This is a genomic window from Armatimonadia bacterium (genome assembly GCA_039679385.1).
GTDB lineage: Bacteria > Armatimonadota > Zipacnadia > Zipacnadales > JABUFB01 > JAJFTQ01.
This window is the reverse complement of the sequence record JBDKVB010000076.1, coordinates 1-26,927: the sequence shown is the minus strand read 5'-3', so window position 1 is coordinate 26,927 and position 26,927 is coordinate 1. Positions and strand designations below refer to the sequence as shown.

Here is a 26,927-nt window from a genome sequence, read left to right as displayed (position 1 = left end):
GGCGATGGCGGCTGGGGCGAGGACCTGTGCGTCACCGACCGGGTCATCAAGAACGTCTGGGAGGTCCTCAGCCCGCTCAACGTCATCACCGCCGAGCGACCCCTCGACAGCCACGAGTTCCTCACCGCCGACCGTCTGCTGCAGCGCACGCGCTTCGGTGATCTCACCGTCACCGTCGCCTACGAGAAGCCCGCGAAGATCGGTGACAATGAGGTGCCGGCCTACGGGTTCGTCGTCGAGAGCCCAGGCTTCATCGCTTTCTGCGCGACATGCTACAACGGGGTCGACTACGCCACACCGACGCTCTTCACCGCCCGCAGCCTGGACGGCAAGCCCCTCGCACAGTCCAGCAAGGTTCGCGTCTTCCACGGCTTCGGCGACAAGCACCTCAGGCTGTTTGGCAAGGACTTCGAGGTGGCCCGGGAAGCTGAGATCGCCCTGAAGTAGCCGGCGTCGAGAAAGCAAGCAGGCGCCCGAAGGCCCCGGAATGACCCCGAAGGTCAAGGGGTGGTCGCTCGGTCTGAGCCTGCGCGACATCCGCGTGGTATCGGCAACACCAGTTACAGACACGCTGGAGGAAGAACATGCGCACCTTGCCCGCCGTCGTCTTCCTGCTCGTCCTTCTGGTTGCTTGGCCGATCCTTGTCTCTGCCGCGACCACGGCAGAGGAGGTCGAATCCGATCTCGCACTTCAGACCAAGTTCGTCACCCCACACCTCGACTGGGGCCAGCCCTTCAGTGGCGGCAAGCTCCGAGGGCTGTTCTTCGTCTATGGTGGCGGGTACGGCCCGGACTGGACCGAGTGCGGCACCCGCTACCGCGAAGTCCTCGAGCTGTGCCAGCGCTTCGACATCGAACCGGAGGGTGCCCTCATCGACAGCGCCGGCGGCAAGTGGGCCTTCCATGGCGGCAAGATGGGTGAGGACCGCGCCGAACGCCTGCTGGCAAAGACCCATGAGGTCATCCTCATCGCCGGACTCGAGCTGGGCAAGCTCCCGGCGAAGATGCAGTATCTCCTCCTCAAACAAGTGGCCGAAGGCGCCGGACTGATCTGCATCGGGCCGGGCAATGAGTACCTGGTCGCCAAGAGACAGATCAAGCCGACGCCGGACTACCTGACCCAGGCCCTTCCGGTCCTGCCCGGCGAGAAGCCCGACTCCGTCATGAAGCCCCAGGACTACATCACGGCCTACAAACTCGGGAAGGGCCGCTGCGTGTGGTTCAACTACAGCGCCCATGCGCTGAGCCCCTCCCGGCGCTTCACCTGGCGCAACCTCGCCGAGTACGACTACCGCATGCTTCCCCTTGGCCGCGCGGTGCAGTGGGCCGCCGGCAAGGAGAGCCCGGTGACCCTCAAGACGATCCTCTCTGCCGATCCGGTGCGTCTGGGCCGCGAGGACAAAGCCTTGCCCGGCGACATCGTGATCTCCAGTACGAAGACGATGCCGGTCACCGTCGAGGTGAGTCTGCGACGCGCCGACGACGGCCTCGACCGTGACCTGGGGAAGCTGAGCGAGAAGATCGAGGCCAACGGGACCGCGATCGTGCCGGTCCTCCTGCCTCGCCTCCGTGCGGGCGACTACTACCTGAATGTCTTCGTGAAGAGCGCCCAGGGCGTGGAGACTTCTGGGGCGCAACTCCTCACGATCCAGAGCCCCTTCGGTATCGGCGGGGTCACCACCCAGACCGACTTCATCGAGCGCGGTGACACGATCCGCGGCGTAGTCAGCACCCGCGGTGTCTTGCCGACCGGAGCACGCCTCCTCCTGCGTTTCCGCGACTCCTATGACCGAGTGCTCAGTCAGCAGGAGCTCAAGCCGGTCGCAAACCAGAACGACTACCCCTTCAGCTACACCGCCACCGACGCCGACACGATCCTGATGCGGGCTGAGGCGGTTGTGATCGACGGCGCGGGCGAAGTCGAGACCCGTGTGGCCGAGTTCACGGTGCCCAAGCGCCGCCACGGGCAGTTCAACTTCGTCCTGTGGGACGGGCCGAACGACGTGCTGGGCTACTACGCCTGGAAGCACCTGCAGGAGGTCGGGTACAACACCTGCCTGATGTCCAGCTTCAGCCTGTCGCAGCAGCCTTCGGTCCTGCGAGCCTGCGACACCTCGATGGTCCCCTACAGCACTCGCATCCTCGACGACAAGAACGAAGACGGCAGCATGAAGCCGGTGTGCTGGAACCACGAGCCGAACGTGAGCGAGTATGTGCAAAAGATCGTGGACAACCAGATCAACCTGCGCAAGCAGGGCGTGTTCGTCTACTCGCTCGGCGATGAGGGTGTGACGAAGGGCTGCTGTGTACATCCCGACTGCCTGGCCGCCTACCGTAAGTGGCTGCAGGAGCAGTATGGCACCATCGACAAGCTCAATGCCTCCTGGGGCGAGAAGTACACCTCCTTCGACGAGGTCAACCTGCTCTCCGACAAGGACAACATGGAGGTGCAGGCCAGGCGGACCTGCCCACCACGTTGGTTCGATCGGGAGGCCTTCGCGCGGCACAACCTGGCGCAGTTCTCCGGCCGCTTCGGCGACCGCTACAAGGCCATGGATCCCGAGGCCATCACCGGCTTCGAGGGTACCGGCGGCTTCGGCGACGACTACGATCAGATCCTCGGCTACAACGGCTTCTACGGTCCCTATCCGAGCATCGGCGACGACCTCGTGCGGTCGGTGGCCTCGCGCGAGCAAATCCGGTCGAACTGGATGGGCTACTCGAAGACCGGCGACGCCCTCGCCGACGCCGCCTGGCGCATGGTCATGAAGGGTCTCGACAGCTCCTGGTACTGGATGTGGGACGGTATCGGCTCCTGGCGCGGTGTGCTCTCGCCGACGATGGACTACTTCGACTGCACCGCCGACTTCCTCAACGAGATGAAGCCCGTCCGCGAGGGCCTCGGCGATCTGCTGCTCCACTCGCAGTGGTCCCACAGCGGCATCGGCATCTTCTACTCCTTGCCCTCGGCGCTCTCCGGCGGAATCGAGGAGAGCGGCACCTACCTGCAGCCCGCCCAGGCACACGAGACATGGCTGCAACTAACCTATGAAATCGGTCAGGACGCCCGCTTCGTCACGAGTGGGATGATGGCGAAGGGCGCTCTCAGTACCGGCGAGTACAAGGTCCTGTGCCTGCCGATGGTCCAGGCCATGAAGCCGGAGGAGGCCCAGGCAATCCGGGACTTCGTGCGCAGCGGCGGCACGGTCATTGCCGACGTCCGCCCGGGCATCTTCGACGGGCACCTCAAGGCCGTTGACCAGGGGCTGCTGGACGACGTGTTCGGCATCACCCGCGTCGGCCGCGGGAAGGCACAGCAGGCGGACCTTGAGCTCAAGGGCCTGCTCGGAGCCGAGAAGCTCGACGTGAAGCTCCAGACGAAGATCGATCCTGACGTCCGAGGCGACGCCGCGAAGGCGCTCACGACCTCCGGCGATGCCCCCGTCTGCCTCCTCAACCACTTCGGCAAGGGCCAGGCGATCCTGCTCAACTTCCAGCTTCTGCCACCCAGGTCTGAGGACCAGCAGACCCCCGGTGTCCGGCAGTTGCTCATGGCCCTGTACCGATTGGGCAGGACGCAGCCGCTGCTCTCCCTGACCTCGCCGACGGGTGAGCCGCTCGTGGCAACCGAGACGCGTGTCTGGCGCAATGGCGATGCCCTGGTCTTCGGTCTGTGGCGGCAGATGCGCAACGCCTGGTTCTCGCCCAAGGCCGGGACAACTGCCGGTGAGCCGGTGGCAGCGCAGGTGACGCTGCGCAAGCCGTACCACGTATACGACCTCCGCAGCGGGCAGTATCTGGGCGTCACGAAGTCCTTCGAAACGAAACTCCGCTGGGGCCGGGCCGCCTTCTACCTGGCCTCTCCCTACCGGCTCTCGGGCCTGCAGGTGGCAGTCGATTCCGTAACGCCGCAGCGCGGGCAGACGGTGACGGCAACGATCACGCTTCCTGTGCCCTCCGGGGCAGAGGAGAAGCAGGCGGTCTACGTCGAGGTCCTCACTCCGACTAAGGACCAGCCGCTTTGGGGGCGCTACGTGAGAGTCCTGGAGGGCGGGAAGGCGCAGGTGAAGATCCCGGTCGCCTACAACGACGCTCCCGGCGAATGGCGCGTCAGGGCCACCGAGACCTTCAGCCGCCTGAGTTCCGAGGCGAGCTGGCGGGTGCAGTAGAGGCAGGGCGCTGTGCAGACTCGCCGTTGACTGCAGGAAGGGAGAACGAGCCATGCACGCCTTGCCAAAGCCGCTGCTGATGCTCCTGGTCTTGCTGCCTGTGTCGGTCTGGGCGCAGACCGAACAGGTCGGCGCCTTCGACGATGGTGGACGCACCGGTTCCGCCATCTGGGAGTGCACACCGGGGCACAAGGTCCTGACGCGTCAGGTGAGCCTGCAGAACGCGCTGGTCCAGTACGCCTTCAAGTACACGGGCTGTCAGGACCCATCACATCAGGGCGAGCACCCGGCCTCTGAGGGCAACTTCGGGATGCCTTCGCCGAGCGCCTGCAACTGGTATCACAGCGGCTTCCTGACCATCGACATCAACGGCAAGGACGTCGTTCGCCAGAACGTCACCGAGATGCGTGTGACCGAGAGCGGCGATCGTGGCGGCTTCCAGGTCCTGTGGGCCCATCCTGATGCCAACGTGTCGCTGCGAACGGTCCTTCTTCCCGGCGCCAACCATGTCCTGTGCTTGCTGAAGTGGGAGCCCCGGCAGGGCGCGACCCTGAAGAACGTGACGGTTAAGCTGCGCTGCTACCCGAGCTTCTTCACCTCTGCTCGGCAGCGGCGTGGTGAGCGGCACGTCAAGTCGCCGCGCACGGACGCGAAGGAGCCCGGAACGCTACAGATTGCTCCCGCGGAGGACCCGTGGCTGCTGTACTACGATACGGTCTTTGACGTGGCGAAGGGCGAAGGGGAAGGGCCCTGCGCCGTCGTCCTTGATCAGTCGGCGCTCCAGGGCGGGAAGGTCTCTGTGGGTGACTACGCAGTCATGACGAGCCTCGACATCAAGCCGCAGGCTGGGAGCTTGCGACTTGCGCTGTACGATCTCGCAGGCTCCACTAACGCCGACGCCGAGGCCTATCTGCAGACCAAAGGCCTCCGCGATCAGACGGAGCTTCTGGGCCTGGACTTCCGACCGAAGGCGGTTCGCGAACTGGACCTCGCGGCGATGAGGGCCGAGGCGACGCAACTGCTCGCCGAGGCCGCCGAGGATGGCGTAGCCCTGAAGCCGAAGGTCGACGCGGTGCTCAAGCAGGTCGCGGAACTGGCGGCAAAGGGACAGGGCGGGGACTGGCGGGCCGAGGCGGAGCTCGCCGCGACGCTGCGCAGCTCCGAAGACCTGTTCTGGAAGCTGAAGATCTACGCGTTGCTGAACCGGCCCACTCCATGACGGCGTGAGGCAACTCGGAGCCGACGACCGTAGTCGCTACCAAGACCGGAGGAGATCGGTCATGAAGACGCGCAGGATCGTACTCGTGCTCCTGGCCTTGACGGCGGGGCAGGCCCTTGCAGCTCCGACCTACCCCTGTTACCATCCGACTGTAACGCCCGTCATCGACGGCGAGGTAGCCGGCGATCCGGCCTGGCAAAGCCTCCCGGCAGTCACCGGCTTCTCCGTCCTCGGCGACGGCTACAGCTACACCAAGCAGACCCTGGCGCGGTTGTGCTGGACGGTGGAAGGGCTCTACATCGGTGTCCTCTGCGAGGAGCCGGATGCGAAGCTGCTCAAACCGAAAGTCCTTGACGGCGGCGACACCTGGGCCGAGGATGGGATCGAGATCTTCCTGCAGCCTGCGGGCCGACCGGAGGTCTACCAGTTTGCCGTCACTGCTGGTGGTGCCAGGGGAGGCTTCGAGGGCAATCCGGATACCACCAAGATGCGGGCGGCCGCGAAGATCGGCGAGGACACCTACAGCCTCGAGGCGCTCATCCCCTTTGACGTCGTCCGTGGCCGTGCAGCCGAGGGCGTGAAGTGGACTGGCAACCTGTGCCGCAACATCTTCACCACCCGGTCCGGCGGCGACAAGTTCACTTCCTGGGCCCCGCTGAAGGCGCGGTTCCTCGAGCCCGAGAACTTCGCCGCCATCGTCTTTCACGATAGCAGCCTCTCTACCGCCGAGGTGGAGAAGGTGACGGAGCAGCTCAACAGCCCCTACCGGCGCACACTGCTCAAGCAGGTATCGCAGGCTGCCAAGGCCTTCTCCGAGTACCGCCAGGGGCTCGAGTTGGCTGCCCAGGATGCCGAGTACGCCGGACGGGCTGCAGCACTGCTATCGGACTGGCGACGTCTGGAGGAGATGAGCCGTCAGGCGAACCGCGCGAGCATCCTGGACATGCGTGCGGCGCTGGTGAAACTGGAGGCCCTGAACCGAGACAGCTATGAGGTCAAATACGACTACCTGATCCACAAGCTCCTTGAGGAGAACTGAACCCCATCAGTCTCTGCGCCGTGACCCTTGGCGGCGCGAGCCGCACGAACATGAAAGGAAGCCCCATGCCTACCTACGCACTCTCAAGCTGGCTGCTCGAACGCGTCTCCACGGAGGAGGCAATCCGCCTCCTATCCGCTTCGGGCTTCACCAGGACCGAACTCAGCGCCGACCGCGCAGCGCTCGTGATCGAGTGGGAGCAAGACCCCGTGCGGCTCTGCGATCAACTCGCAGCCGCGGGCATTTCGGTGCCCTCGGTCCACACTCCCGAGAAGGGCCGATTCCTGGACGTCCCGGACGATGACGAGCGCCGGGCCTCCATCGAGGAGAACTTCCGCTACTTCCGGCTGATGCAGGCCTCCGGCGTCCCCGAGATCATCATCCATCCCGTGAGCGGCAGAGCCGGCAAGGATGACGAAGCCTGGGCGGCTGTGCCCGCGCGGGTCAAGGAAGCCCTCAGGATCCTCGCCGACGCAGCCGGTGAGGCGGGTCTTCGAATGGCCGTCGAAAACCTCCCGAGCGATGGCCGGCCGGCCTCGACGATGGCTTCGGTGCTGGAGATGATCGACGGCCTCGGCGAGCATGTGGGGCTGTGCATGGACATCGGCCACTCGCAGCAGGCACACCTGAACCTGCTGGACGAGCTCTCGACGTGCCTCGAGTCGGGCAAGCTGTTCACTCTTCACCTGCACGATGTCGACCCGAAGGGGAAGGACCACTACATCCCCGGCGAGGGCTGCATCGACTTCAACGCCTATCTGGGGCTGCTGGAGGCTCACGGCTACGACCGCGGCCGGACACTGGAGATCGCCGTGGCACCTGCGGAGATCGTTCCTGAACGAGTGCGCCTATCAGGCCTGGTCAAGGACCAGTGGCAGGCAAGGGGATAGCCCTTCTGCTCCTCCCCAGAGCAGCGCTCCTTAGCCCCGTCTCACTGCTTGGGTGCGCTGGTCACGATCACCAGCGCCGGTCGCGAGGCACGCTGGATGCCCTGCGCGTCCGTTGCCATGACCAGGTAGCTGTGGACGCCGGGCTGCAGGTCGGTCAAGGGAAAGCGCGCCGGGCCCTGGCTGATCTCCGCAAGCTTGCGAGCACCCTCGTAGAGCGCCAACTGCTTCCATCCGGGCAGAGCGGAGTCGTCCGCGGTGATCGTCAGGCCCGCCCCCTGGTTCAGAACCCAGGTTGCACCCGAGGGTGGATTCGTGAGCTTCAGCCGCGGTGCGAAGGTCGCGTAGGCTCGGTAGAGCCAGGCGATGTCCTCGTCCGGGAGCCAACTGGTCGTCGCTGCCGCAGCACCGGGGTCTTGATACGGGGCGATCTTCGTCAGGTCGCTGTGGCAACTCGTGTTGTCGGCCAACCAACCGGAAGCCAGGGACACAGGCTTGAGTGCGACGGGACCACGGCGAGGATCCGCGTCTGCCGGGTAGCGCAGGCGGATACAATGGTCGAGGAAGGGGAGGGCGACGGTCGCCTGGTCGACCTCGCGATGGCCCTGACCCTCGACGATCGCCCAGGCCCAGCGTGCGCCTCGTGCTCGCTGGGCCTCCATCGTCCCAGTCAGCAGGCCCTTCAGGGGAACCTCCTGCTCGCCCGAGAACATGCACACGGGCACCTCCAGCGCCGCCGGCGGCACCTCCATGCGCATTGCGGTCGACAGCGGGGCGCTGGCGATCACCCGCTCCGGCAGTGTGTTCAGTAGTCGGTTGGCGAACCCCGCACCGGCCGAGAACCCATAGGCAACGAAGGGCACGTTCAGCAACTCCGGGTGCCCGCTCTCGACGGCGACGCGGCTGAGGGCATGCTCGAGCACCGTCACGGAACCGAGATGCGAGTTGAAGGCCCTGGCACCCACGAAGGCAAGCCCATGAAGCGAGGCGAAGGCCTTTCGGTAGGGAACGCTGTAGTAATCCCGCGTATCGCCGCCGGCTGCATTGGTGTTCACCAACAGGCCGCGGATCGTCTCGAGGCCGGCCGGTATCGCCAGCCGCACAGCCTTCTGCTGCCCCTCATCCATCTCCGAGTAGTCATAGGTCGTGAATCCGCCACCGCTCTCGGCGGCTCGAGCAGTATGAGTCTGCACGGCCATCGCGACAACCGTGACAGCCAGAGTCCATCTCGCCCACACCTGAAGGGTACCGGTCGCGTTCCTCATGGGGGCCTCCCGTAAGCGGAGCAGCTCTTTGCCGAATAACCGTGGGATCGCGCCCTCGCTCGCCAAAGCAGTATGCCCTTCGACGAGCAGCCTAAGGTGTGAGTTCATGCGTCGATCCCGGTTGGTCACATGCCAGAACCCAGGGAGGTACGTTCACTGCTTCGCTCAGAGAGGTCTCGGCAAGCCTGGCGCTTGATCTGAAGGCTAGTAATAGTGATACTGTTGCTACTTAGGAAACCTTCCTAACTGGAAGCGATAGGCCCCATGGCCGACCAACGGCAGGAACTCCAACACCGTCTGGCGCAGCTTTGGGAGACGCTCAAGGCCAGGGGCATACGACTGACGCCACAGCGCCTCGAAGTCTTGCGTGAGGTCGTCGGCTCGACAGAGCCTCCGGATGCCGAGGCCGTCTTCCGCGGAGTGCGGAAGCGCCTTCCCGACATCTCCCTCGATACCGTCTACCGAACCCTCTGGCTCTTCACCGACCTGGGACTGGTCACGACTCTCGGCGTCCACTGCGAGAGACACCGGTTTGATGCCAGCATGAGGCCTCACCACCACTTCGTATGCATCAGGTGCGGAAAGGCAGGTGACTTCTACTGCGAGGAACTGGATCAGCTTCCACTCCCTGACTCCGTGAGGCGGCTCGGCGTCGTCGAGAAGACGCAGGTTGAGGTTCGCGGCCTATCCCGGACACGTGCAGGCAAGACGGCCCCACCATGACGGACACGACCGAAGAGGAGGCGACATGGACAAGAAGCTGACCACCAATGCCGGAGCGCCAGTCCCCGACAACCAGAACCTTATGACGGCCGGCCCGCGTGGCCCGGGGCTTCTCCAGGACACCTGGTTCCTGGAGAAGCTCGCCCACTTCGACCGCGAAGTCATCCCCGAGCGCCGCATGCACGCCAAGGGCTCCGGTGCCTACGGGGTCTTCACCGTCACCCATGACATTACCCGCTACACCAAGGCGAGCATCTTTGCTGGGATCGGCAAGAAGACGGAACTGTTTGTGCGCTTCTCGACAGTGGCCGGCGAGCGTGGCGCGGCCGATGCGGAGAGAGATATCCGGGGCTTCGCCATCAAGTTCTACACCGATCAGGGCAACTGGGATCTTGTCGGCAACAACACCCCGGTCTTCTTCCTGCGCGATCCTCTGAAGTTCCCCGACCTCAACCACGCTGTCAAGCGGGATCCGCGAACCAACCTGCGCAGCACTCGCAACAACTGGGACTTCTGGACCTCGCTGCCCGAGGCCCTCCACCAGGTCACGATCACGATGAGCGACCGGGGCATCCCCGCCACCTACCGCCACATGCACGGCTTCGGTAGCCACACTTTCAGCTTCATCAGCCCTGCCAACGAGCGCTGGTGGTGCAAGTTCCACTTCCGCACCCAACAGGGCATCAAGAACCTCACCGACGAAGAGGCCGAGGCACTCATCGGCAAGGACCGGGAGAGCCACCAGCGCGACCTGCTGGAGAGCATCGACAAGGGCGACTTCCCTCGCTGGACGATGTACGTCCAGGTCATGCCCGAGAAGGAAGCCGCCAACTGCTCCTACAACCCCTTCGACCTCACCAAGGTCTGGTTCCACAAAGACTACCCGCTGATCGAGGTGGGGGTACTGGAGCTGAACCGTAATCCCGAGAACTACTTCGCCGAGGTCGAGCAGTCGGCTTTCAATCCCGCCGGCATAGTGCCCGGGATCGGGTTCTCACCGGACAAGATGCTCCAGGGGCGGCTGTTCTCCTATGGTGACGCCCAGCGCTATCGGCTCGGCGTCAACCATCACCTGATTCCGGTAAACCGCTCTCGCTGTCCCTTCCACAGTTACCACCGTGACGGGGCAATGCGTGTCGACGGCAACTACGGCAGTGCCCTCGGCTACGAGCCCAACAGCTACGGCGAGTGGCAGGAGCAGCCGGAGTCTGCCGAGCCACCGCTGGACCTGGAGGGAGCCGCCGGTCGCTGGAGCCACCGGGAGGACGAGGATTACTACAGCCAGCCCGGTCTGCTCTTCCGCCTGATGAGCCCCGAGCAGCAAAAGGCGCTCTTTGGCAACACGGGGCGGGCGATGGGCGATGCGCCCCACGAGGTGAAGGTCCGTCACATCGGCAACTGCCTCAAGGCTGACCCGGCCTATGGTCAGGGCGTCGCAAAAGCCCTGAGTATTCCGCTAGAAGAAGTGCCCCAGTAGATACCGGTCGGCACATCCCCAGAACCCAACGAGGGCCGCCCACTACCGAAGTGACCGGCCCTCGTGTCTTGTCTCAAGGTCGCGAAGGTGGACGCTGGTTGACGCTATCCCTCCACCGGCATCAGGTGCGGCTGGTTGCTGGTGAGGATGTCGGCGCCGAGCTTGGCAAAGTGCGGCCACAGAGCCGGGTCATCGACCGTCCAGACATTGACGCCGACTCCGGCCGCATGGGCCTTCTCGATGAGTGCGCCATCCACCGGGTGGTACTCGATGTTGAAGTACTGCAGGCCGTTGTCGATGGTGGTCTGCAGGTCCTCGATCTTGCCGGTGATCAGCGCCAGCATCGGGTCGTCCCAGTACTTGCGCACTTCGAGCACAGCCTGGAGACCGAAGGAGGAGATCATGCTCTGTTCGAGCACGCCGCCCTTGCGCAGGATCTCGACCACCTTGCGCGAGCTTTCCGGATCGGCGGCCGACTTGATCTCCACGTTGATGCGAAGACGGCCGCGGAGCAGGTCGACGACTTCGGCCAGCGTCGGGACCTTCTCGCCCGCGAACTCCGGGCCGAACCAGCTCCCGGCGTCGAGCGCCCTGATCTGGGCGAAGGTGAGGTCCGCGATGGCGCCGGTGCCGTTGGTGGTCCGGTCGACCTTCGCGTCGTGCATGACGACGACTTCGCCGTCGGCGGTGAGGTGCACGTCGAGTTCGACCCATTTCGACTTGGTCTCGATGGCCTTGGCGAAGGCGGCAAGAGTGTTCTCCGGTGCGAGGCCGGAGTTACCACGGTGAGCCATTAGTTCCGGTTGCATGAGGGTTCTCCTTGGACAAGGGATGACGATGGATAGCAACTTCGGCGACGGCGCCGGGCAATCCTTCGTCTCTATCGGGCCTTGAGGGGAGGACCCGCCGAACCGAAGGCGAAGGACCCGCGGTCGCACCGAAGCCCGAGATGACTCGATTCCTTCCGAGGATACCACCATGGCCGACGACCGTGCCACTGTGAACCTGACGGGAACACCTGACGAGCTAGGTCGCCTCTGGGGCGAGATCAACGGCCCGGACCTGCGCACCCACCTGGATCAGTTCCTCCAGGTGGCACTCTCGGAGCATGGCCTGGACGAGGAGGCCCTGATCCGCCGCTCGGGGCCCTACTGCGACATGGTCGCCGAGTGGGCACCGCATTGGCTGGTTGAGGCAGACGCCGTGGCCAGGGCGGCCGGCCTTGACCTTGCCCTCCACCGGGCCTTCATGGCGGGGAAGTACCGCGGTCTGTTGTTCTGCGAGGAGTGCACTTCCTATGCAGCCGTCGGCAGCGCCACTCTCGACGGACGTCCGCTCCTCCACAAGAACCGCGACAACGTCCTGCGTCGCCAGGCCTTCTACCGCAAGCACACCCTTGGCCTACGCAGCGAAGTGTTGCCCTTCCTCGGCGTCGGCGACACCTCCGACCTGGGCGTCATGATGATGGTGAACGCTGCCGGGCTTGCCGGATCGGCCGACCAGGCCGGCGAGGAGCCACGACCACGCTACCGTGGCGCGATGAACCCCTACGGGCTGCGTCTGATCGCAGAGACGGCGACCACCTGCGACGAGGCCCTTGACCTCGTGCGCAGGATGACGGAGCAGGGGTTCTATGCGGGCGGCAAGATCCGCACACGCTGGACCTTCGCCGACCGTCTGGGCACCGCGATGACGGTCCTGAACACCCATGAGGAGGTCACCGTCGAGCAACGTGCCGAGAAGGGTGTGGTCTGGACAGTAGAGCGGAAGGGACTGGCTGAGCTGTTTGCGTCTCACGAGGGAAAGCTGACGCCGGCGGTCTTCAACGAGGCCTCGCGACTGCCGGGTGTCTGCGTGCCGAGCAACTGCTCCTCGCTGACGGTCGTCATCGACCCGGAGAACCCCGAGACCTTCAGTTGCGCCTGGGCGGCCTTGGGGCCGGCGAACCGCACCGCCTACTTCCCGATGTACATGGGTCAGACCGAGACGCCCCTTCGCTACCTGGACGGCAGTGTGTACGATTACTGCAGACGCCCCGTGTCGGTACAGGAGGCAGCGACCCTCGAGCAGGAGAGCGAGAGCTACCGCCTGCAACAGGAGGCAGCCGCTCGCAAGGCCCTCGCAAGCGGCGATGCAGCCAGAGCCCAGGCCTGTCTGCAAGCCCCTTCGCTGCAGGCCCTTGAGAGCGCGAAGAAGCGCTTCGGGTAATCCTGCCCGCACCATCCCGGCGCACAGGTAGACAGCCGCCAAGGCCTACGCGTACCGGAAGGAGTCCCCCGTCGGAAGGTGCTCGATCGGGAGTCCGGGGAAGTGCTCGCGCAGGAGTCGCGCCAGACCCTCCATCCCGGCGGCCTCGGTGTTCGAGTGCCCCAGTTCGATGACGCCCAGCCCCAGGTCATGGGCTGGCCGGATGTCCGCCCACTCGCACTGCTCCCCGGTGATCACCACGTCCACACCCTCGCGCCAGAAGCGGTAGTATTGTGCCGCACTGCTTGAGGCCCCGAAGGCCATGACGAGTCGCTCGACGGCCTTCTCCGGGTCACCGCAGAACCGCACCGCAGGCATCCCCATCTTCGTCTTGCAGTGCTGGGCCAGGGCACCGAGAGTGGTCGGCTGAACCTCGTAGAGGTGGAAGAAGCTCGACAGCGTGCTCACCGGGTCCGGTAGCTCCAATTGCGCGCGCAGACAGGCTTCAATGCCATACACGGGATAGCCGTCCCAGCAGTTGTGCGCACGGAGGATCGCGATGCCGTGCTCCTCGAGGAAGCTCGTCTTGAAGGACAGGTCCACCTCGTGCCGGCGGCAAAGCTCCAGTTCGGGGTTCGCCGGCGTGCCGTGGTACCAGAAGGTCGGCTCATGGGCGACGATGAGGTTGATAGCCTTGGCGGCCGCCTGCTCCAGGACAGCCATCGACGCCATCCAGGTCGTTCCGACCGCCCGCACAGGCATCGTCGGGTCGCCCCACTTCAGGCCATCGGGACTGTTGTCCCCGCGTGCCTGGGGGTCAAGGTTGTGCAGGAAGCCGTCGAAGTCCTGAACGGTCATGGGGAGCCCTCCTGGTATGGTCGTCGGTTGAGGTGCTGCAGCCCTCGCCAAGAACCTTCTGTCCCTCAGCACCCCAGACCTATTCCCCGTCCCCTCCGAGAGACCTGTCGGGTTGATGCCCGCTCTGCCGCACAGGAGACGACCCATGTCACGCCGAAAGGGACTCCGGCGGCTATCGGGGCCTAGGAGGCTTCTGTCGCACCGCTGACAGCGCCCTCAACGTGTCTGGAGGAGGAAACGGGATGAGCAGGTGGTGTTGGTGTGCCGCCCTGATCGCGGCGGTTCCTGCGGTTGCCATGCCGGTCTCACAGCTTGTCGATCCGGGGCAATGCCTTGTCCGACCGGCAGGCACGGTCGCCACTGACGGCGATGCGGTTGTGGTCACCCTCCGCATGGGTGATGGACCCCTGGGCGGCGCCACCCTTCACTTCCGTGAGCCTCTGGTGACGACCGGCAAGGAGCGCTTCGTCCTCGAAGCCCGCGCCGACGAGAGCACGCAGACCTACTTCTGCGTCTCGCAGACGGAGTTCGCAGGCGCCGAGGGCACCAGTTGCACCTATGAGCCCGACCTGCTTTTCCCGCCCACCTGGTGCCTTCGCGAGGTACTCCTCTCCGACATGCCTTCCGGTCTCCCGACCGCCGTCACCGGCCTGCGCCTGACCTTCTGGGCACCCTACTGCGCCGGGGAGGAGATTCGCTTCTACCTGCGGCGCCTCGAGTTCCAGTCGTGCACCGAAGTGGCCGCCGAACTGCAGCCCGGCCCCGCAGCGCGCCGGCCACTTCCACTAACGCCGATCGAGCCCGCGTCGACCGAGCAGCGCTGGGTGAACCTCGGCCCCGGCGGTGGAGGCTGGTTCCGCGACATCGCTATCTCTCCCCACGACGGGACGTGCTTCATCGGTGGCGATGTAGGCGGCGTCTATCGCAGTCGCGACCACGGACGCACCTGGGAGATTCGCAACGAGGGTCTCGCGAACACCTACGTCAACTGCGTGACCTTCGACCCAACTGACCCACGCACGATCTACCTCGGCACGAACGGCGGCCCGGCGAAGTCCGCTGACGGCGGCGACACCTGGCGGATGCTCCTCACCGGCCTGCCGCCCCTACGGACCTTCGCGCAGGATGTGCCCGTGAGCGCGCTGCTCATCGACCGCACCAACGCGCAGCGCGTGTGGGCCGGAATCGGTCACGAGCGCGGCTACGGTGCCCTGGGGAGTGAGACGGAAGGTGGACGTGTCCTGCTCAGCGAGGACGGTGGCGAGCACTGGCGGGTCGTCGCTCTGCCGCTGGGGGCAGACACCAGGGCCGCCTCGGTCCTCTCGCTGCACCAACACCCAACAGCGCCCCAGGTCCTCCTGGCGACCACTCCCTCTGCCCTCTGCCGCAGTGACGACCGCGGAGCAACCTGGACGCCTCTGCCGGTGCCCGAGGGTTACCGCCTGTGCTTTCTCGCCTTTCACTCAGACCAGCCCGACACCATGCTGCTGAGTTACCAAGACGGGCCAGAGAACCGTGGAGGGGTACTGCGCTCCAGCAATGGCGGCCTGACCTGGACCCCGAGCAACCAGGGCCTTCCCGCCGACAGGGCCGCCTGGCGACTGGTAGCCGATCCCGGGACTCCGGGACGCTTCTACCTGGCCTTCAACAATCACTCCGGGCTGTACGTGACCGACAATAGCGGCACCAACTGGCGTCCCTTCAGCCCTGGTCGGGGCAGTCGCTGGTCCTGGGCCTACGCCCATGCAACCGGAACGGGTCTGGCGGTCGATCCCCGAGACCCGCGTCGCGTGATGATCTGCGACGACATCGACATCCTCCAGACCCTTGATGGCGGCCGAAGCTGGGAGTCAGCCATCGCCGACAAGGTGCTCCCGGCAGCACCCGACCAGCCCGCCACCTGGCGCGGCAGGGGCTGCGAGACTCTGTGCATGGGTGGCCCGCAGGCGGTGGCCATCGACCCCTCAGCGCCGCGCACCTTCTTCGCGGGATACTGGGACCTGCATACCTGGCGCACCGACGATGGTGGGCAGTCCTTCGCCCGGGTCGTCAGTGGGACGAACTGCGACTTCGGCCGCATGGGTGCGGCGCTGGTTGACCCGGACCTGCCCCAGGTCATATGGATCTCGGTGGGCCGCAACTACGACCAGCAGCGGATCTACCAGAGCATCGACGGCGGCCGCAGTTTCCGTCTGGTCGGTCACGCCCTGAGCGGCCTGCCACCGGGCGGCGTCTTCACTCTGGTGCTCGACCCCACGAGCCCGCGTACCGGTCGCACGCTCTACGCCGGGGTCACGGAGTATGGCGTCTATCGCAGCACCGATGGCGGCCTGACCTGGAAGGACAGCTCGACCGGCCTGCCCGGCGACTCCCGGATGATCAAGCAGATCGCGCTCGATCCGCGCAATCCCCGGCGCCTCTACCTCGCGGCCGGCGCGCACTACCACCCCGACACCCGGCAGCGCGTGAAGGGGTACCTGGCGGTCAGTGAGGATGGCGGCGAACACTGGCGCATTACGAAGCCCGACGTTGAGGCCCAGTGCCTGATCGTCGACCCCACGGATCCCCGGCGCGTCTATGCCGGGAACCGCAACTACTCGGGCGTGGACTACCCGAACGCCTTCTACTATTCTACCGATGCGGGGGAGACCTGGACGGCCGTGAGCCAGGACGCCTTCGCGAAGGGTCCGGGTCGCCCTGACGGCGCGGAGGGCTGGCGCACCTACGTGACCTGTCTTGCCGCCGATCCCTCGCGTCCAGGGGTGCTCTACGCGGCACTCGCCAATGAGTCCTACAACGTGGACAACGGTCGTGGTGTATACGTCTCTCGCGACTACGGGAAGACCTGGGTGCCTTTCCCGCGCACAGGCCTCTCGAACCTGCGTGTGCATACTCTTGTCGTCGACCCGGTCAACCCGCAGCGGCTCTACGCGGGCACTGGCGGCAACGGTCTGTTCCGCTGGGGCCCGGTGCCCTAGGGCGTTGTGGCTCCTGCTCGTGGCCGCCCGGAGCGCACGAGGGACTCGTGCCGCCTCAGGACAGCCCCTTACTCGGAGGTGCCCTTGTCCTCCAGGTTCAGCGCCTGGCGGATCATCCGCATGACTTCCAGCGGGTCGAAGGGCTTGCGCAGGTGAGGTAGCTCGGCGGCCTCACCTGCCCCGAGGTTCTCCAGAGTGCTGATGATGATCACCGGCACCTGGCGCAGTTCGGGATCGGCACGCAGGATCGACAGCAGTTCCTCGCCCCGCATGATCGGCATCACCATGTCGAGGAGGACGAGGTCCGGCCGGTGGGCCCGGATCATCTCCAGACCCTCCTTGCCGTCATGAGCGATCGCGGCTCCGACACCGCAGCGCTCTACGAGAAGGGAAAGCAGCCTCGCATTCGGCCGCTCATCCTCGATCACCAGGACAAGCTTGTTGGCCATCCTTTCCCACCACCCTTGAGGTCGGGCCAGTCAGACAGGCCACGTACCCGTACGCAGTGCCGCCTCCGAGAACCCAGCGACACACCGGCACGGGCGCCTTTCGATGGCCCGAGTTTTCCCAGCGCAAGCATGCAGCAAACGTCGCCACGAACCGCCAGGGCACAGGCCTCCTGTGCTCCCTCAGCGATCAGCCGTTCAGTTCGGCGTCCAGTGCCAGTAGTTCGCGCACCAGCTCCTCATGGGCCCTCGCGAAGGCCAGACTGCCCAGCATCAGCGGCACGTTATCCGCTGCGTAGCCACCACGAGCGGCTACGGTCTTGTCTGGAGCGTACCCCAGACTATCGTTCGTGAGCCCCAGGACCAGGGGGATCGGCGCCTGCGCGGAAGCCCTCACGTCGTTCTTGATCGCCTGGAAGGTCTCAAAGGGACCGCCCAGCAGCGAAACGGGCCCCAGTCGCAAGCCCTGCATTTCCGTCGGCGGCTGCAGGTTCTCGCCCAGGTCAAGCTCGCGGATTAGCTTCCGGTAGGCCTCGGCAAAGACCATCGCCATACGCACCTCGAAAGCCTCGTCACTTGCACCGGGAGCATGCAGGATCGCCTCCTGCTCTGACAGGCGAGCCACCATCTCCTCCCGAGTGAGCAGGCGCCGGGTGAAGGTAACCTCGTGCAGGGCGCACCCGATCTGGTCGACCTCGATCTGCTTTGCCTCAGTGATGCCCTTACGCACCGCACGGGCGTAGCGACCGGCGATGACATCGAGGGCCAGCAGCGACTCCGGCTCCGGCTTGTGGACCACGCAGGAGTTGACGTCGCCCTGCGCGCCCTGGAGGAACAGTCCGACCGAACCGAGATGCTCGCGCTCCAGCAGGTTCGTCGCCACTCCGGCATAGTCGCCGTGCAGGTAGTGGGTCTGCTGGCAGCACACGACTGGGTGACAGCCGAAGTAGCTCGCGAAACCAAGTACCTTGCCGGGGTCGTCGGCAGCACGCGCGACCAGGACATGGCAAGTCGTATCGGTCAGCTCAGGATGGGCCGGACGCCAGGTCTCCTCCAGTACCTCCTCCAGGGGAGGTGCATCCTTGTCGTACTCGCGGTTCAGGCCGATGCCTTCGCAGGGGACTTCCGCATGATGCAGCGTCGCCTCCTGGAGGTTGGCAAGAGCGGCCAGAGCGGAAGCGGCGATCTTGCGCGGCAAGGTCTCGAGATAGGGCAAGTCCGGCTGTCCCCAGCCATGCATGAGACTCGTGGCGGGTCCGCTGTGAGTGTGGATGCAGTGGACCATGACCGCCTCGGGTGGGAGGCCCGAACCGGCGCAGACGTACTCGCGGATCCGGTGGGTCTGCTCGAGGCGGAGGTTGATCAGGTCATTGCTGATCAGCACCCACGTCTTTCCGCCCTTCTCCACGGCCATCGCACGAGACCAGAGACGGTCGCGAATCGCCATCGAGCGGCGGTTGAGGAAGGGGCCAAAACCGGCCATCTCGACGCCGACGCGCGGGGTAATGTCCTTCTTCGCAAAGCCAATTCGCATAGTGCCTTTCCTTCTCTCCCTCAGGTTCGGCAGAAGCCTCTCCAGGCAAGTCCGGCAGTGCGTCCCATTCTCATCGCGGGTGAATCCCGTACTGGTCCATAAGCCGCTTCAGGTTGCCGCCGAGGATCTTGCGCTTGTCCTCTTCCGAGATGCGGGCGTACAGAATCTGTCCCATCCCCCAGCCAATCGGCAGGTCGGTCAGGTCGCTCCCGAAGAGGATGCGGTCTGCGCCGTACAGCTTCACATAGGCCTCGGTTTGCCCCCAGTTCAGGAAGGGGCAGGTGCAGATGTACAGGTTGTCGATCTCCTTGCACAACTCCCCGTAGGTCCCGTAGGAGTGCCCGGCGATGAAGAGCGCATCGGGGTACGTCTTGCACAGGTACTCCATCCGCTCGGGGCTGCCCCAGGAGTGGCTGAGGATGAACTGCTTGTGCTCGTGGGCGAAGCGACAGGGCACCTCGACCAGTGGGCTGTCCGAGCTACAACTGTTGTAGGCATTGAGCATCAGCTTGACGCCCTGGAAGCCCAGGTCCAGACCGCGCTGTAGCTCCTCCAGCATTGCCTCCTCACCGCTGAAGGGGTTCACGAAGGTGAAGGGCACGAAGCGGTCCGGGAACTGATCGACCATTGTCTTGACTTCGTCGTTACCGAAGGGCGGATCGCCGACAATCTGCAGGCAGAAGACGCAACCGGCCTTGACGCCGAACTTGTCCATCTCGGCGACGAGCCCCTCGGGCGTCTCATGGACGATATGGTGCGGGCTGGTCCAGCCGATGTGACCGTGGCAGTCATAGAACCCTTCACCACGCAGGGGCAGACGCTCTCGCACCGCCTTGTGGAGCTTGTCCTCCGGCGGCGGGAACTCCACGTTCTCCACGAACTCGATCTTGGGGTTCCAGGAGAGCAGTCGGCGCAGGTTGCCGCCGGCGATCAGTGCGAGTTCGTCTTCGCTGATATCGGAGTAGTTGAGCTGCATCAGCGGCGAGCCGGGCGTCCGTGTGGGCATCTGCGAGCCCCAGACCATGCGCTCCGCTCCGAGTTCGCGGCAGATGAACTCGATCTTCTTGTGCAGCCAGACACTGGAGATGTCGAGAATCAGGTTCGGGCAAGCCGCCATCGCTTCCGTCAGGGGGCGCTGGCCCGCGTAGATGCGCTCCTCGGTCACTACCACCGGCAGGTTCGGGAAGGTCTGGCAGATGCGGACGAGGTTGCGCCAGTCGCTCCGGTCGGTTCCGCCGACATAGAGGCTGTTTGGGCACAGGAACAGCGGGACGCGCTGCGCCTCAAGGGCCGCACACAGGTCATCGACCGCAAAGCTCTCCAGCGGCAGGTCGAAGTGCTTGTAGAACAGGTACAGCGCAGCCACGCCCTCTTCCCGCATCTGGGCCACCAGATCGCGAGGAGCAGGCATCTCGCGGGCGTGGGTGAGGAGCGTGGTCCAGGCCGGGTGAAGACGCGGGTAGTCACGCACCCTTTCGAGGATGCGCTTGTTGCCCGCCCTCGGATTGGTTGCCATGCTAACCGTGTCCACGACCATGGCTTCGTGGATGCCGAAATGGTCCATGGCGGCCAGCAGCTTCTCAGGTGTGTTCGGCTGGCCGGGCAGCGTGCGCAGCCAGTTCCCCAGGTAACAGGTGGCGTCAAAGTAGGTGATGTTGGGCATTGCCAGAGGCCTCCAGGCTCTCGCCGAAAGAAGGGCAATCCATCTCTATCCGCACTCTCACGCGTCCGCTCCCGAACAACTGCTCAGTCGCTATAGGTCCCAGTCTGGCCGCAGCTCCTTCGCACGCTTCGCAACCTTGTCTCGCAGACGCTTCGGCTTCTTGATCTCTCCCAGGATGCTGGGCCAGGGCTGACCCGGTCCGGCATCGGCCGGATCGCAGGACCAGTTGTCGCCCTCGTAGGGCTTCAGCTCGGCGTCGCAGTGGAAGCTCGGTACGTCGATGGCTACGTTGCCCTCCAGGGCGCTCTTGTACGCGAGGATGCCCAGGCAGCTCATCTGCAGTCCCCGGTAGACATCCAGGTAGGGTTGGGTGTGCGTGCGGATCGCGTCGACGAACTCCTGAAGCATGAAGAAGTCCGCTCCACCGTGGCCGCTGCGAAGGGCGAGATCATGGAAGCGCCGGAACTCCGGCCGGTAGATCAGGTCGCTCGGCTCCCCGGGCTGCTTGTTCCAGGGCTCCTTGTGAACCAGCAACTGCTGGTAGTCCATCCGTGAGTTCTCCATCTCGCCCTTGTGGCCGTAGATGCGGTACCACAGAAGGTGCTTTTGCAGCCCACCCAGCAGGAGCTTGGTGTACGCGCCGTTCTCCATCTGCACCATGAGCACCGAGCCCAGGTCATTCCGGCCGTAGCTCTCGCTGCAGGATGGGGTTTCCGGATCCCAGGGCATCACGAAGCCACTCACCTTCACCGGTCGCAGCCCGGTCACGTACATGATCGGGCCCATCGCGTGAGTGCAGTAGTAGGTCGCCGGGATCCAGTTGCGCCAGTGCTCGAAGGTCGGGGCAAGGCTGATCTTGGTGTCGCGCGAGACCGGGTGAACGTACTCCCCTTCCCCATAGCGGAACTCGCCGATCTCGCCCTTCTGATACAGGTACGCCATCTCCTGGGCGAAGTTCATGTACGCGCAGTTCTCCGCGTACATGTAGATCTTGCCGCTGGCCTCGACCGCCCGGACTAGGTCAACCGCCTCGCCCATGGTCTTGATGGCGATGTTCTCGCTCTGCACGTGCAGTCCTGCCTGGAGCGCCAGAATCGCTGCCGGGGCATGCTCAGTGCAGTAGTTGGCGAGCACCACCGCGTCAAGATCGTGCTCCAGCATCCTGGCGTAGTCCGTGTAGCCCGTCACGCCTGGATGCGTCTTGAGGAAGTCCTGCAAAGCCTGGTCGCGCTGCTCGCAGATGGCCGCCAGTTTGACGCCCTCCATCGCAGTGGCCTGTTCCGCGAAGGAGCGCCCACGTCCGATACCATACACGCCGACGCGAACCGGCTTGCTGGCGCGCTTGGCCATAGCTGTGCCTCCGGTTACCAGACCTCCGACCTGCCGGCCGGGTCTGGGAGTGCCTTCAGGTTGGATCGGATGCCCGTGACGTCCTATTCGCCCTTGCCCTCTGACTTCTCAGCCTTCTGTGCCCAGAGCTTCTGGCACGAGCGGAAGTCGGCATCGGCCACCATCTGCCCCAGGGCCTGCGTGAGCTTCACGCTGACAACCGGCGTCGCTTCATATCCGCCGCGACGGAAGGCCTCGTAGGTCGGGATGTACCCCACGCTGTCATTGGCGAGTTCGGCGATGAAGGTGTAGGCGAAGGGCGACCACTTCTTGATCTCGAAGCCCCACTCGACGAAGAGCTCACCGGGCGCAGAGCAGAACACGGCGTCCCCGAACCGGACCACCTGCGTCTCCACGGGGCGGCTGCCTTCGCCGGTCCAGCCCTCGATACGCTCCAGCAGCGCCTGCTCGAAGAAGTTGGGCTCCGCCTTGGACTTCGCGACGGCCACACGCTGCTCCAGCACGTCATCCCACTTGTAGAAGGGCACGTCGAGGATCTCCTGGATGACGTCCACCGTCTGGTCCTTGCTGGGGATGCGCTTCTCGGCAATGCACAGCGCCTTGCCGCCAAGAGCGCGACCGACCTGCCGGGACTTCGCGACGCCCTTCAGCGGCCACGGGTACTTTTTCAGGTAGGGCACGTGGTTGATGTTGCCGCAGGCGCCGTTGACGAAGAGCATGATCGTGTCCGGACCGTACACGCCGCGCAGAACCTCCGTCATCACCGCCGGGTAGTCGGCTGAGATGAGGTTGCCGCCCGTCACGTCGATGTGCAGGGAGTAGTTGACGATCAGCGCGAAGGGGTCCTGGCCCTCTTCAGCAAAGGTCAGCACACCCATCTGCGGATCCGTCGGTCCGGCCGAGCCCGCCAGGTTCTCAAGGTCGTTGCCCGGCCCGAATTGCTCCGATCCGTCGCGCATGCGGAAGCGCCGGTTGTAGGCCAGTCCTTCCTCGTGGTCTGTCGCCATGGAGAGCACGCAGGCCCGGCGGTTGTTCGCCGCGTCAATCCCGGCCTGCGCGATCAGTTTCGGCAGTTCCGTTAGGTAGTCGTCATTGGTCGGGATCAGGCGTCCCTTGCGAGTCTCCGGCCCGGTGTGGGTGTGGGTCCCGCAGATGAGCACCCGGTTGCCGTCGATTCCGGTCGCTGCCTGGAAGATCTCGCGGGCGGCCTTGACGATCTCCTCCGGGATGCCGATGAGGTCGCAGGCGATGATCCCGACCGCCTCGGTGCCCTCGCCCGCAATCACCGCCTTGGCCTTGAGGTCGGAGATGACGCCCTCGGATACCCGTGGATGGAAGTAGCCTGCGAGGTTCGTTCCCAGCGGCGGGGTGATGATGGACTCGGCGGCACCGGCGACGAGCGTGGACATAAGGGCCTCCCAGAAGGTGGATATCGCGTGAGGTCGGCTCCGAGCCAACCTCCTGCGTGATAGATCACCTGCTACGCTCCACGGGTTTCTGCACCGCCCCCGGGAAACCTCCACCGAACTTGACGCCCCTTTGTCCGCCGTACCCGAGAAGGAGGATTCTGGGCACCAAGACGCGCACACTCCCACGAGGTCTGGGGGCGTCCGGTGCACCAGAGGTTCTGGGCATCCGGGAGGGAGCAAGGGTCACACCTCAGAAGGGCAGGTAGTGACAGGATGACCACGGTGAAATGGCTGCTTGTCGGTGCGGGCGACATCGCTACCAGGCGGGCAGGTCCCGCGCTGGTTGCGGTACCACGCTCGGAGGTGGTCGCGATCTGCGACCTCGACGAGGAACGTGCTACAAAACTGGCCCAGGCGCTCGGGGTGAACACCGTCTACACGGACTACGCTCAGGCACTGGCCGAGAGTGGGGCCGACGCCGTCTACCTCGCCACGCCGCAGAGAACGCACATCGAGCTGAGCCTGGCCGCGCTTCAGGCCGGCAAGCATCTTCTGTGTGAGAAGCCGCTGGGGCTCAACGGCGCCGAGTGTCTCAAGCTCCTGGAGGCCGCTCGCGCTTCCGACCGCGTAACGAGCTGCTCCAACTACCGCCGCCTCTCCGAGCAGTACAAGCTCACCGAGGCCATGCTGCAGGAGGGGCAGATCGGCGAGTTGGTCGGCGGCTGGGCCATCTACTCGACGCCCTTCTACAACCCCGCCAGGGCGCCTATCAGTCAGGCGCTTGGTCTCAGCCGCATCAAGGAACTCGGCTTCTACCTCATCGACATCGCCCACCACTTCTTCGGGATGCCGGTATCTGCGATGGCCCAGGGCAGCATCCTCCACCCCGAGGTCATGAACGATGTCGAGGAGCTTGCCACGGTGATTCTGCGGTTCCCTGCTGGGCAGATGTTCACCCTGATCTTCAACTGCGCCTCACCGGGCACGCGCCATGAGCTGGAAGTCTTCGGCTCGAAGGGACGCCTCTACTGGCCCGCATGGCCGCCGCATGGCAACGGGCCCGTGGTCAAGATCACCAGCGCAGGCACCGAGAGCTTCGAGGCCCACACAGCGGAGAACTGGCACCTGCCAATGATCGAGGACTACGTCGATGCCCTCCTGACCGGACGCCCGCCGGTCTGCAGCCTGGAGAGCGCCGTCAAGACCGAAGTCATCACCGACGCTATCTTCCGCTCCCTGGAGAGCGGCAAGACCGAGCCGGTATCCTGGGAGATGTGATCATGAGAGTCCTGTTGCTTGGTGGAACCGGCTGCCTGAGCGGCGACATCGCTGCCCTCGCCGCCCGCAAGCCCAGCCTTGAGTTGTACCTGGTGAACCGTGGCAACCGTCCCTGCTTCGTCCCCGACGGGGCACATTGCATCCAGGGGGACATCTCCCGACCTGAGGAGCTCCGAACCAAGCTCGAAGGGCTGACCTTCGACGTGGTGGCCGACTTCCTCTCCTACGGCGTCGACCAACTGGAAAGCAACCTCAATCTGTTCCGAGGCCGCTGCGGCCAGTACCTCTTCATCTCCTCCGGAGCAGTCTACCGGACCAAGTCCTGCACCGAGGTCATCACCGAGGCCAGGACGATGGTCGGCAACACGGTCTGGTCCTATGGCCGAAACAAGATCCTCTGCGAGCGCCGTCTCCAGGCCGAGCACGAGAGCAGTGGCCTCGACTACACCATCGTCCGTCCGGCCTTCACCTACAACAACCTCCGCATCCTCCATCCGGTGGGGCCGGGCCACCAGACCCACTCCTGGACCATCGCCAGCCGCATCCTGCAGGGCAAGCCCCTCCTGATGCACGACGACGGCACTGCGCTGTGCACCGTCACCCACACCGAGGACTTCGCCAAGGCCTTCGTCGGGCTCTTCGGCAATCCCGGTGCTCTGGGCGAGGCCTTCCACATCACCTCCGACGAGTGCTTCACCTGGAATCGGGTGGCCGAGATGGTCGGCGACGCCCTTGGCCGCAAGCCCATCCTGTGCCACGTTCCGGCCCATGACCTCGGCTTTGAGCTAGGCGGCGACTTCGGCGAGAAGCTCATCTCCTTCTCCCGCAACGGCGTCTACGACAGCAGCAAGATCCGGACACTGGTGCCCGAGTTCGTCTGCACGACCCACTTCCCGGAAGGAATCGCACGCACGATTCGGTTCTACTACGACCACCCCGAGTTCCAGGTGGTGCACGAGTGGTTCGACCAGAAGATGGATGAGATCGCCGAAAAGTACCGCGACTGAGGGGCCTGCGCCGAACCGGAGGGTTAACCGTAACGTCTTCATGCTTATGTGTCCCCAGGCAAGCCCTGCCCATTCCCTGCACCAGGAGGAAGACAGATGAGGACTTCGGCCCGGTCCGTCGCTTTGGTTGCTCTGGCTCTACTGCTGCCTGTCGTGCTGAGTGTCGCACAACCCGCCATGAAGGTGAACCTCAAGCCCGGAGACAAGGCCCCCGACTTCAAGCTCCAGGCCTCCGACGGCAAGGAGTACCAGCTCTCCCAGTTCCTCGGCACGAAGGCTGTTGCGCTGTGCTGGTTCCCTCGCGCCGGAAGTGAAGGGGCCAAGATCCAGTGCGCCGCGCTACAGGCGGCGATGGCCAGTCTGCCCACCGACAAGGTCCAGGTCTTCGGCTGCAGCACCGCTCCACTTGGCGTCACGGTCGCCTTTGGTCAGGCCGGCAAGTACGGCTTCCCGGTCCTGGCTGATGCGAACAGCGCAGTGGCACGCTCCTACGGCTGTCTCCGGCCGGACGGCCGCTCCGAACGCTGGACCTTCCTCATCGACGCCAAGGGCACGCTGCTGTCCGTCAACAAGACCGCCACTGCCCAGACGCAGGGCACGGACCTGATCAGGATGCTCGGAGATGCCGGGATCGTGACGCCTGCTCCCGGTGTGCCGGTCGTCGAGACTGCACCTCGCCTGGTGCCCGGTGCCAGCTTCACGATCAAGTTCCCGGACATGCCGCCGACGCTGCACGCCCTCATGAGCAAGACGAACGTGCCGGCCGCGATGACGGTCTTCCTGCCCCGCAACTATGACCCGCAGCGCAAGCACCCACTCCTCATCGCTCTGAACGGCGGCGACGGTGGCGATGCCTCCAATCCCAGCGTGGCGCGGGCACTCACCCAGGAGCAGGACTTCGTCTGCGTGTCTCTCCCGCTCTTCAAGGAGAGCATTGATCCCTCAGCGCCGGCGAACACCCCTCCGGCCCTGATCATCCGCGACGCCGACGGCAAGTTCGCCTGGCCACTGTACAAGCGCATGCTCGACAAGCTTGAGGAGCTCGTCCCCAATCTCGATCCTGCCCATCGTTTCCTCGGCGGTTTCTCCAACGGCGCGCACATGACCGGCGAGCTGATCGACCAGTCTGACGGCGAGATCGCGCGCCGGTTCTCTGCCTTCTTCATGGTGGAGGGTGGCGGCCGCACGCAGCACTTCGACCTCATCAAGGGCAAGCCCCTTCTCCTGATGGCCGGCAGCGTCGCGTCGATCAAGCGCGTCCACGAGATTGCCGACACTGCGACCGCCGCCGGTGCACAGGCAACGGTTCATGAGATGCCGGGGGTGGGGCATGCCTTCCCTGCCAGTCAGTACCCCGTTGTGAGGGAGTGGATGCAGGGCCTCCTGGCTCACTAACGCAGGACAGTGATCTCAAGCTCTGCTGCCGTGGAGCACTTCC

20 protein-coding genes are annotated in these 26,927 nt (G+C 64.9%); 12 read left to right on the top strand and 8 right to left on the bottom strand.

Features of this window, described 5'->3' with window-relative positions; all coding sequences use genetic code 11:
• The 5 genes from ABFE16_09525 to ABFE16_09505 all read left to right on the top strand — a co-directional run.
• Positions 1 to 447 (top strand): hypothetical protein (locus ABFE16_09525; protein MEN6345538.1); only part of this gene is annotated, 447 nt, incomplete at its 5' end.
• A gap of 137 nt (positions 448 to 584) precedes the next feature.
• Entirely contained in the window at positions 585 to 4,169 is a 3,585-nt protein-coding gene (locus ABFE16_09520; protein ID MEN6345537.1) for a beta-galactosidase, read from the top strand.
• 52 nt (positions 4,170 to 4,221) lie between these two features.
• Positions 4,222 to 5,388, top strand: a complete 1,167-nt coding sequence (locus ABFE16_09515) for a hypothetical protein (protein MEN6345536.1) — start codon at positions 4,222 to 4,224, stop codon at positions 5,386 to 5,388.
• Between the two features lie 61 nt (positions 5,389 to 5,449).
• On the top strand, positions 5,450 to 6,427 hold the full coding sequence (locus tag ABFE16_09510) for a carbohydrate-binding family 9-like protein (GenBank protein ID MEN6345535.1): 978 nt from the start codon (positions 5,450 to 5,452) through the stop codon (positions 6,425 to 6,427).
• Positions 6,428 to 6,492: 65 nt separating this feature from the next.
• Complete coding sequence (locus ABFE16_09505; GenBank protein ID MEN6345534.1) at positions 6,493 to 7,317, top strand: sugar phosphate isomerase/epimerase family protein; 825 nt, start codon at positions 6,493 to 6,495, stop codon at positions 7,315 to 7,317.
• A gap of 41 nt (positions 7,318 to 7,358) precedes the next feature.
• Here the strand turns inward: ABFE16_09505 and ABFE16_09500 are convergent, their stop codons facing one another.
• Positions 7,359 to 8,579, bottom strand: coding sequence for a hypothetical protein (locus ABFE16_09500; protein ID MEN6345533.1), 1,221 nt, complete (start codon positions 8,577 to 8,579; stop codon positions 7,359 to 7,361).
• A 264-nt stretch (positions 8,580 to 8,843) separates the two neighbouring features.
• Here ABFE16_09500 and ABFE16_09495 point away from each other — a divergent pair, with 264 nt between their 5' ends.
• Positions 8,844 to 9,302, top strand: coding sequence for a Fur family transcriptional regulator (locus ABFE16_09495; protein ID MEN6345532.1), 459 nt, complete (start codon positions 8,844 to 8,846; stop codon positions 9,300 to 9,302).
• Positions 9,303 to 9,327: 25 nt separating this feature from the next.
• Complete coding sequence (locus ABFE16_09490) at positions 9,328 to 10,779, top strand: catalase (protein ID MEN6345531.1); 1,452 nt, start codon at positions 9,328 to 9,330, stop codon at positions 10,777 to 10,779.
• Between the two features lie 104 nt (positions 10,780 to 10,883).
• Here the strand turns inward: ABFE16_09490 and ABFE16_09485 are convergent, their stop codons facing one another.
• Complete coding sequence (locus ABFE16_09485) at positions 10,884 to 11,588, bottom strand: glycerophosphodiester phosphodiesterase family protein (GenBank protein MEN6345530.1); 705 nt, start codon at positions 11,586 to 11,588, stop codon at positions 10,884 to 10,886.
• 169 nt (positions 11,589 to 11,757) lie between these two features.
• On the opposite strand from ABFE16_09485, the gene ABFE16_09480 reads away from it, so the two are divergent.
• Positions 11,758 to 12,987: a hypothetical protein gene (locus ABFE16_09480; GenBank protein MEN6345529.1), complete on the top strand. Its 1,230-nt coding sequence runs from the start codon at positions 11,758 to 11,760 to the stop codon at positions 12,985 to 12,987.
• Positions 12,988 to 13,032: 45 nt separating this feature from the next.
• On the opposite strand, the gene ABFE16_09475 is transcribed toward ABFE16_09480, so the two are convergent.
• Positions 13,033 to 13,824, bottom strand: a complete 792-nt coding sequence (locus ABFE16_09475; GenBank protein ID MEN6345528.1) for a Nif3-like dinuclear metal center hexameric protein — start codon at positions 13,822 to 13,824, stop codon at positions 13,033 to 13,035.
• Positions 13,825 to 14,066: 242 nt separating this feature from the next.
• Here ABFE16_09475 and ABFE16_09470 point away from each other — a divergent pair, with 242 nt between their 5' ends.
• Positions 14,067 to 16,802, top strand: coding sequence for a hypothetical protein (locus tag ABFE16_09470; GenBank protein ID MEN6345527.1), 2,736 nt, complete (start codon positions 14,067 to 14,069; stop codon positions 16,800 to 16,802).
• A 68-nt stretch (positions 16,803 to 16,870) separates the two neighbouring features.
• Here ABFE16_09470 and ABFE16_09465 read toward each other — a convergent pair whose 3' ends face one another.
• The 5 genes from ABFE16_09465 to ABFE16_09445 form a co-directional block, all read right to left on the bottom strand.
• Complete coding sequence (locus ABFE16_09465; protein MEN6345526.1) at positions 16,871 to 17,251, bottom strand: response regulator; 381 nt, start codon at positions 17,249 to 17,251, stop codon at positions 16,871 to 16,873.
• 187 nt (positions 17,252 to 17,438) lie between these two features.
• Complete coding sequence (locus tag ABFE16_09460; protein MEN6345525.1) at positions 17,439 to 18,782, bottom strand: neutral/alkaline non-lysosomal ceramidase N-terminal domain-containing protein; 1,344 nt, start codon at positions 18,780 to 18,782, stop codon at positions 17,439 to 17,441.
• A gap of 70 nt (positions 18,783 to 18,852) precedes the next feature.
• On the bottom strand, positions 18,853 to 20,445 hold the full coding sequence (locus tag ABFE16_09455; protein ID MEN6345524.1) for an amidohydrolase family protein: 1,593 nt from the start codon (positions 20,443 to 20,445) through the stop codon (positions 18,853 to 18,855).
• Positions 20,446 to 20,535: 90 nt separating this feature from the next.
• The gene (locus ABFE16_09450) at positions 20,536 to 21,795 is read right to left on the bottom strand and encodes a Gfo/Idh/MocA family oxidoreductase (protein ID MEN6345523.1); all 1,260 of its coding nucleotides are present in this window, start codon (positions 21,793 to 21,795) and stop codon (positions 20,536 to 20,538) included.
• Positions 21,796 to 21,878: 83 nt separating this feature from the next.
• Positions 21,879 to 23,204 (bottom strand): hypothetical protein, encoded by a 1,326-nt coding sequence (locus ABFE16_09445; GenBank protein MEN6345522.1) that lies wholly within the window; start codon positions 23,202 to 23,204, stop codon positions 21,879 to 21,881.
• Between the two features lie 273 nt (positions 23,205 to 23,477).
• On the opposite strand from ABFE16_09445, the gene ABFE16_09440 reads away from it, so the two are divergent.
• The 3 genes from ABFE16_09440 to ABFE16_09430 all read left to right on the top strand — a co-directional run bounded on the left by ABFE16_09440 (position 23,478) and on the right by ABFE16_09430 (position 26,884).
• Positions 23,478 to 24,482, top strand: a complete 1,005-nt coding sequence (locus ABFE16_09440) for a Gfo/Idh/MocA family oxidoreductase (protein MEN6345521.1) — start codon at positions 23,478 to 23,480, stop codon at positions 24,480 to 24,482.
• Between the two features lie 2 nt (positions 24,483 to 24,484).
• The gene (locus ABFE16_09435) at positions 24,485 to 25,489 is read left to right on the top strand and encodes an NAD-dependent epimerase/dehydratase family protein (protein ID MEN6345520.1); all 1,005 of its coding nucleotides are present in this window, start codon (positions 24,485 to 24,487) and stop codon (positions 25,487 to 25,489) included.
• Positions 25,490 to 25,585: 96 nt separating this feature from the next.
• Positions 25,586 to 26,884, top strand: a complete 1,299-nt coding sequence (locus ABFE16_09430; GenBank protein ID MEN6345519.1) for a redoxin domain-containing protein — start codon at positions 25,586 to 25,588, stop codon at positions 26,882 to 26,884.
• The last annotated feature ends 43 nt before the right edge of the window (positions 26,885 to 26,927 follow it).

Bases quoted from the DNA above. Each gene is read 5' to 3' on its own strand.
- ABFE16_09500 (MEN6345533.1), bottom strand. From the start codon at position 8,579: ATGAGGAACGCGACCGGTACCCTTCAGGTGTGGGCGAGATGGACTCTG.
- ABFE16_09490 (MEN6345531.1), top strand. From the start codon at position 9,328: ATGGACAAGAAGCTGACCACCAATGCCGGAGCGCCAGTCCCCGACAAC.
- ABFE16_09505 (MEN6345534.1), top strand. From the start codon at position 6,493: ATGCCTACCTACGCACTCTCAAGCTGGCTGCTCGAACGCGTCTCCACG.
- ABFE16_09480 (MEN6345529.1), top strand. From the start codon at position 11,758: ATGGCCGACGACCGTGCCACTGTGAACCTGACGGGAACACCTGACGAG.
- ABFE16_09440 (MEN6345521.1), top strand. From the start codon at position 23,478: ATGACCACGGTGAAATGGCTGCTTGTCGGTGCGGGCGACATCGCTACC.
- ABFE16_09435 (MEN6345520.1), top strand. From the start codon at position 24,485: ATGAGAGTCCTGTTGCTTGGTGGAACCGGCTGCCTGAGCGGCGACATC.
- ABFE16_09445 (MEN6345522.1), bottom strand. From the start codon at position 23,204: ATGTCCACGCTCGTCGCCGGTGCCGCCGAGTCCATCATCACCCCGCCG.
- ABFE16_09485 (MEN6345530.1), bottom strand. From the start codon at position 11,588: ATGCAACCGGAACTAATGGCTCACCGTGGTAACTCCGGCCTCGCACCG.
- ABFE16_09455 (MEN6345524.1), bottom strand. From the start codon at position 20,445: ATGCCCAACATCACCTACTTTGACGCCACCTGTTACCTGGGGAACTGG.
- ABFE16_09460 (MEN6345525.1), bottom strand. From the start codon at position 18,782: ATGCGAATTGGCTTTGCGAAGAAGGACATTACCCCGCGCGTCGGCGTC.
- ABFE16_09430 (MEN6345519.1), top strand. From the start codon at position 25,586: ATGAGGACTTCGGCCCGGTCCGTCGCTTTGGTTGCTCTGGCTCTACTG.
- ABFE16_09450 (MEN6345523.1), bottom strand. From the start codon at position 21,795: ATGGCCAAGCGCGCCAGCAAGCCGGTTCGCGTCGGCGTGTATGGTATC.
- ABFE16_09520 (MEN6345537.1), top strand. From the start codon at position 585: ATGCGCACCTTGCCCGCCGTCGTCTTCCTGCTCGTCCTTCTGGTTGCT.
- ABFE16_09495 (MEN6345532.1), top strand. From the start codon at position 8,844: ATGGCCGACCAACGGCAGGAACTCCAACACCGTCTGGCGCAGCTTTGG.
- ABFE16_09470 (MEN6345527.1), top strand. From the start codon at position 14,067: ATGAGCAGGTGGTGTTGGTGTGCCGCCCTGATCGCGGCGGTTCCTGCG.
- ABFE16_09515 (MEN6345536.1), top strand. From the start codon at position 4,222: ATGCACGCCTTGCCAAAGCCGCTGCTGATGCTCCTGGTCTTGCTGCCT.
- ABFE16_09475 (MEN6345528.1), bottom strand. From the start codon at position 13,824: ATGACCGTTCAGGACTTCGACGGCTTCCTGCACAACCTTGACCCCCAG.
- ABFE16_09465 (MEN6345526.1), bottom strand. From the start codon at position 17,251: ATGGCCAACAAGCTTGTCCTGGTGATCGAGGATGAGCGGCCGAATGCG.
- ABFE16_09510 (MEN6345535.1), top strand. From the start codon at position 5,450: ATGAAGACGCGCAGGATCGTACTCGTGCTCCTGGCCTTGACGGCGGGG.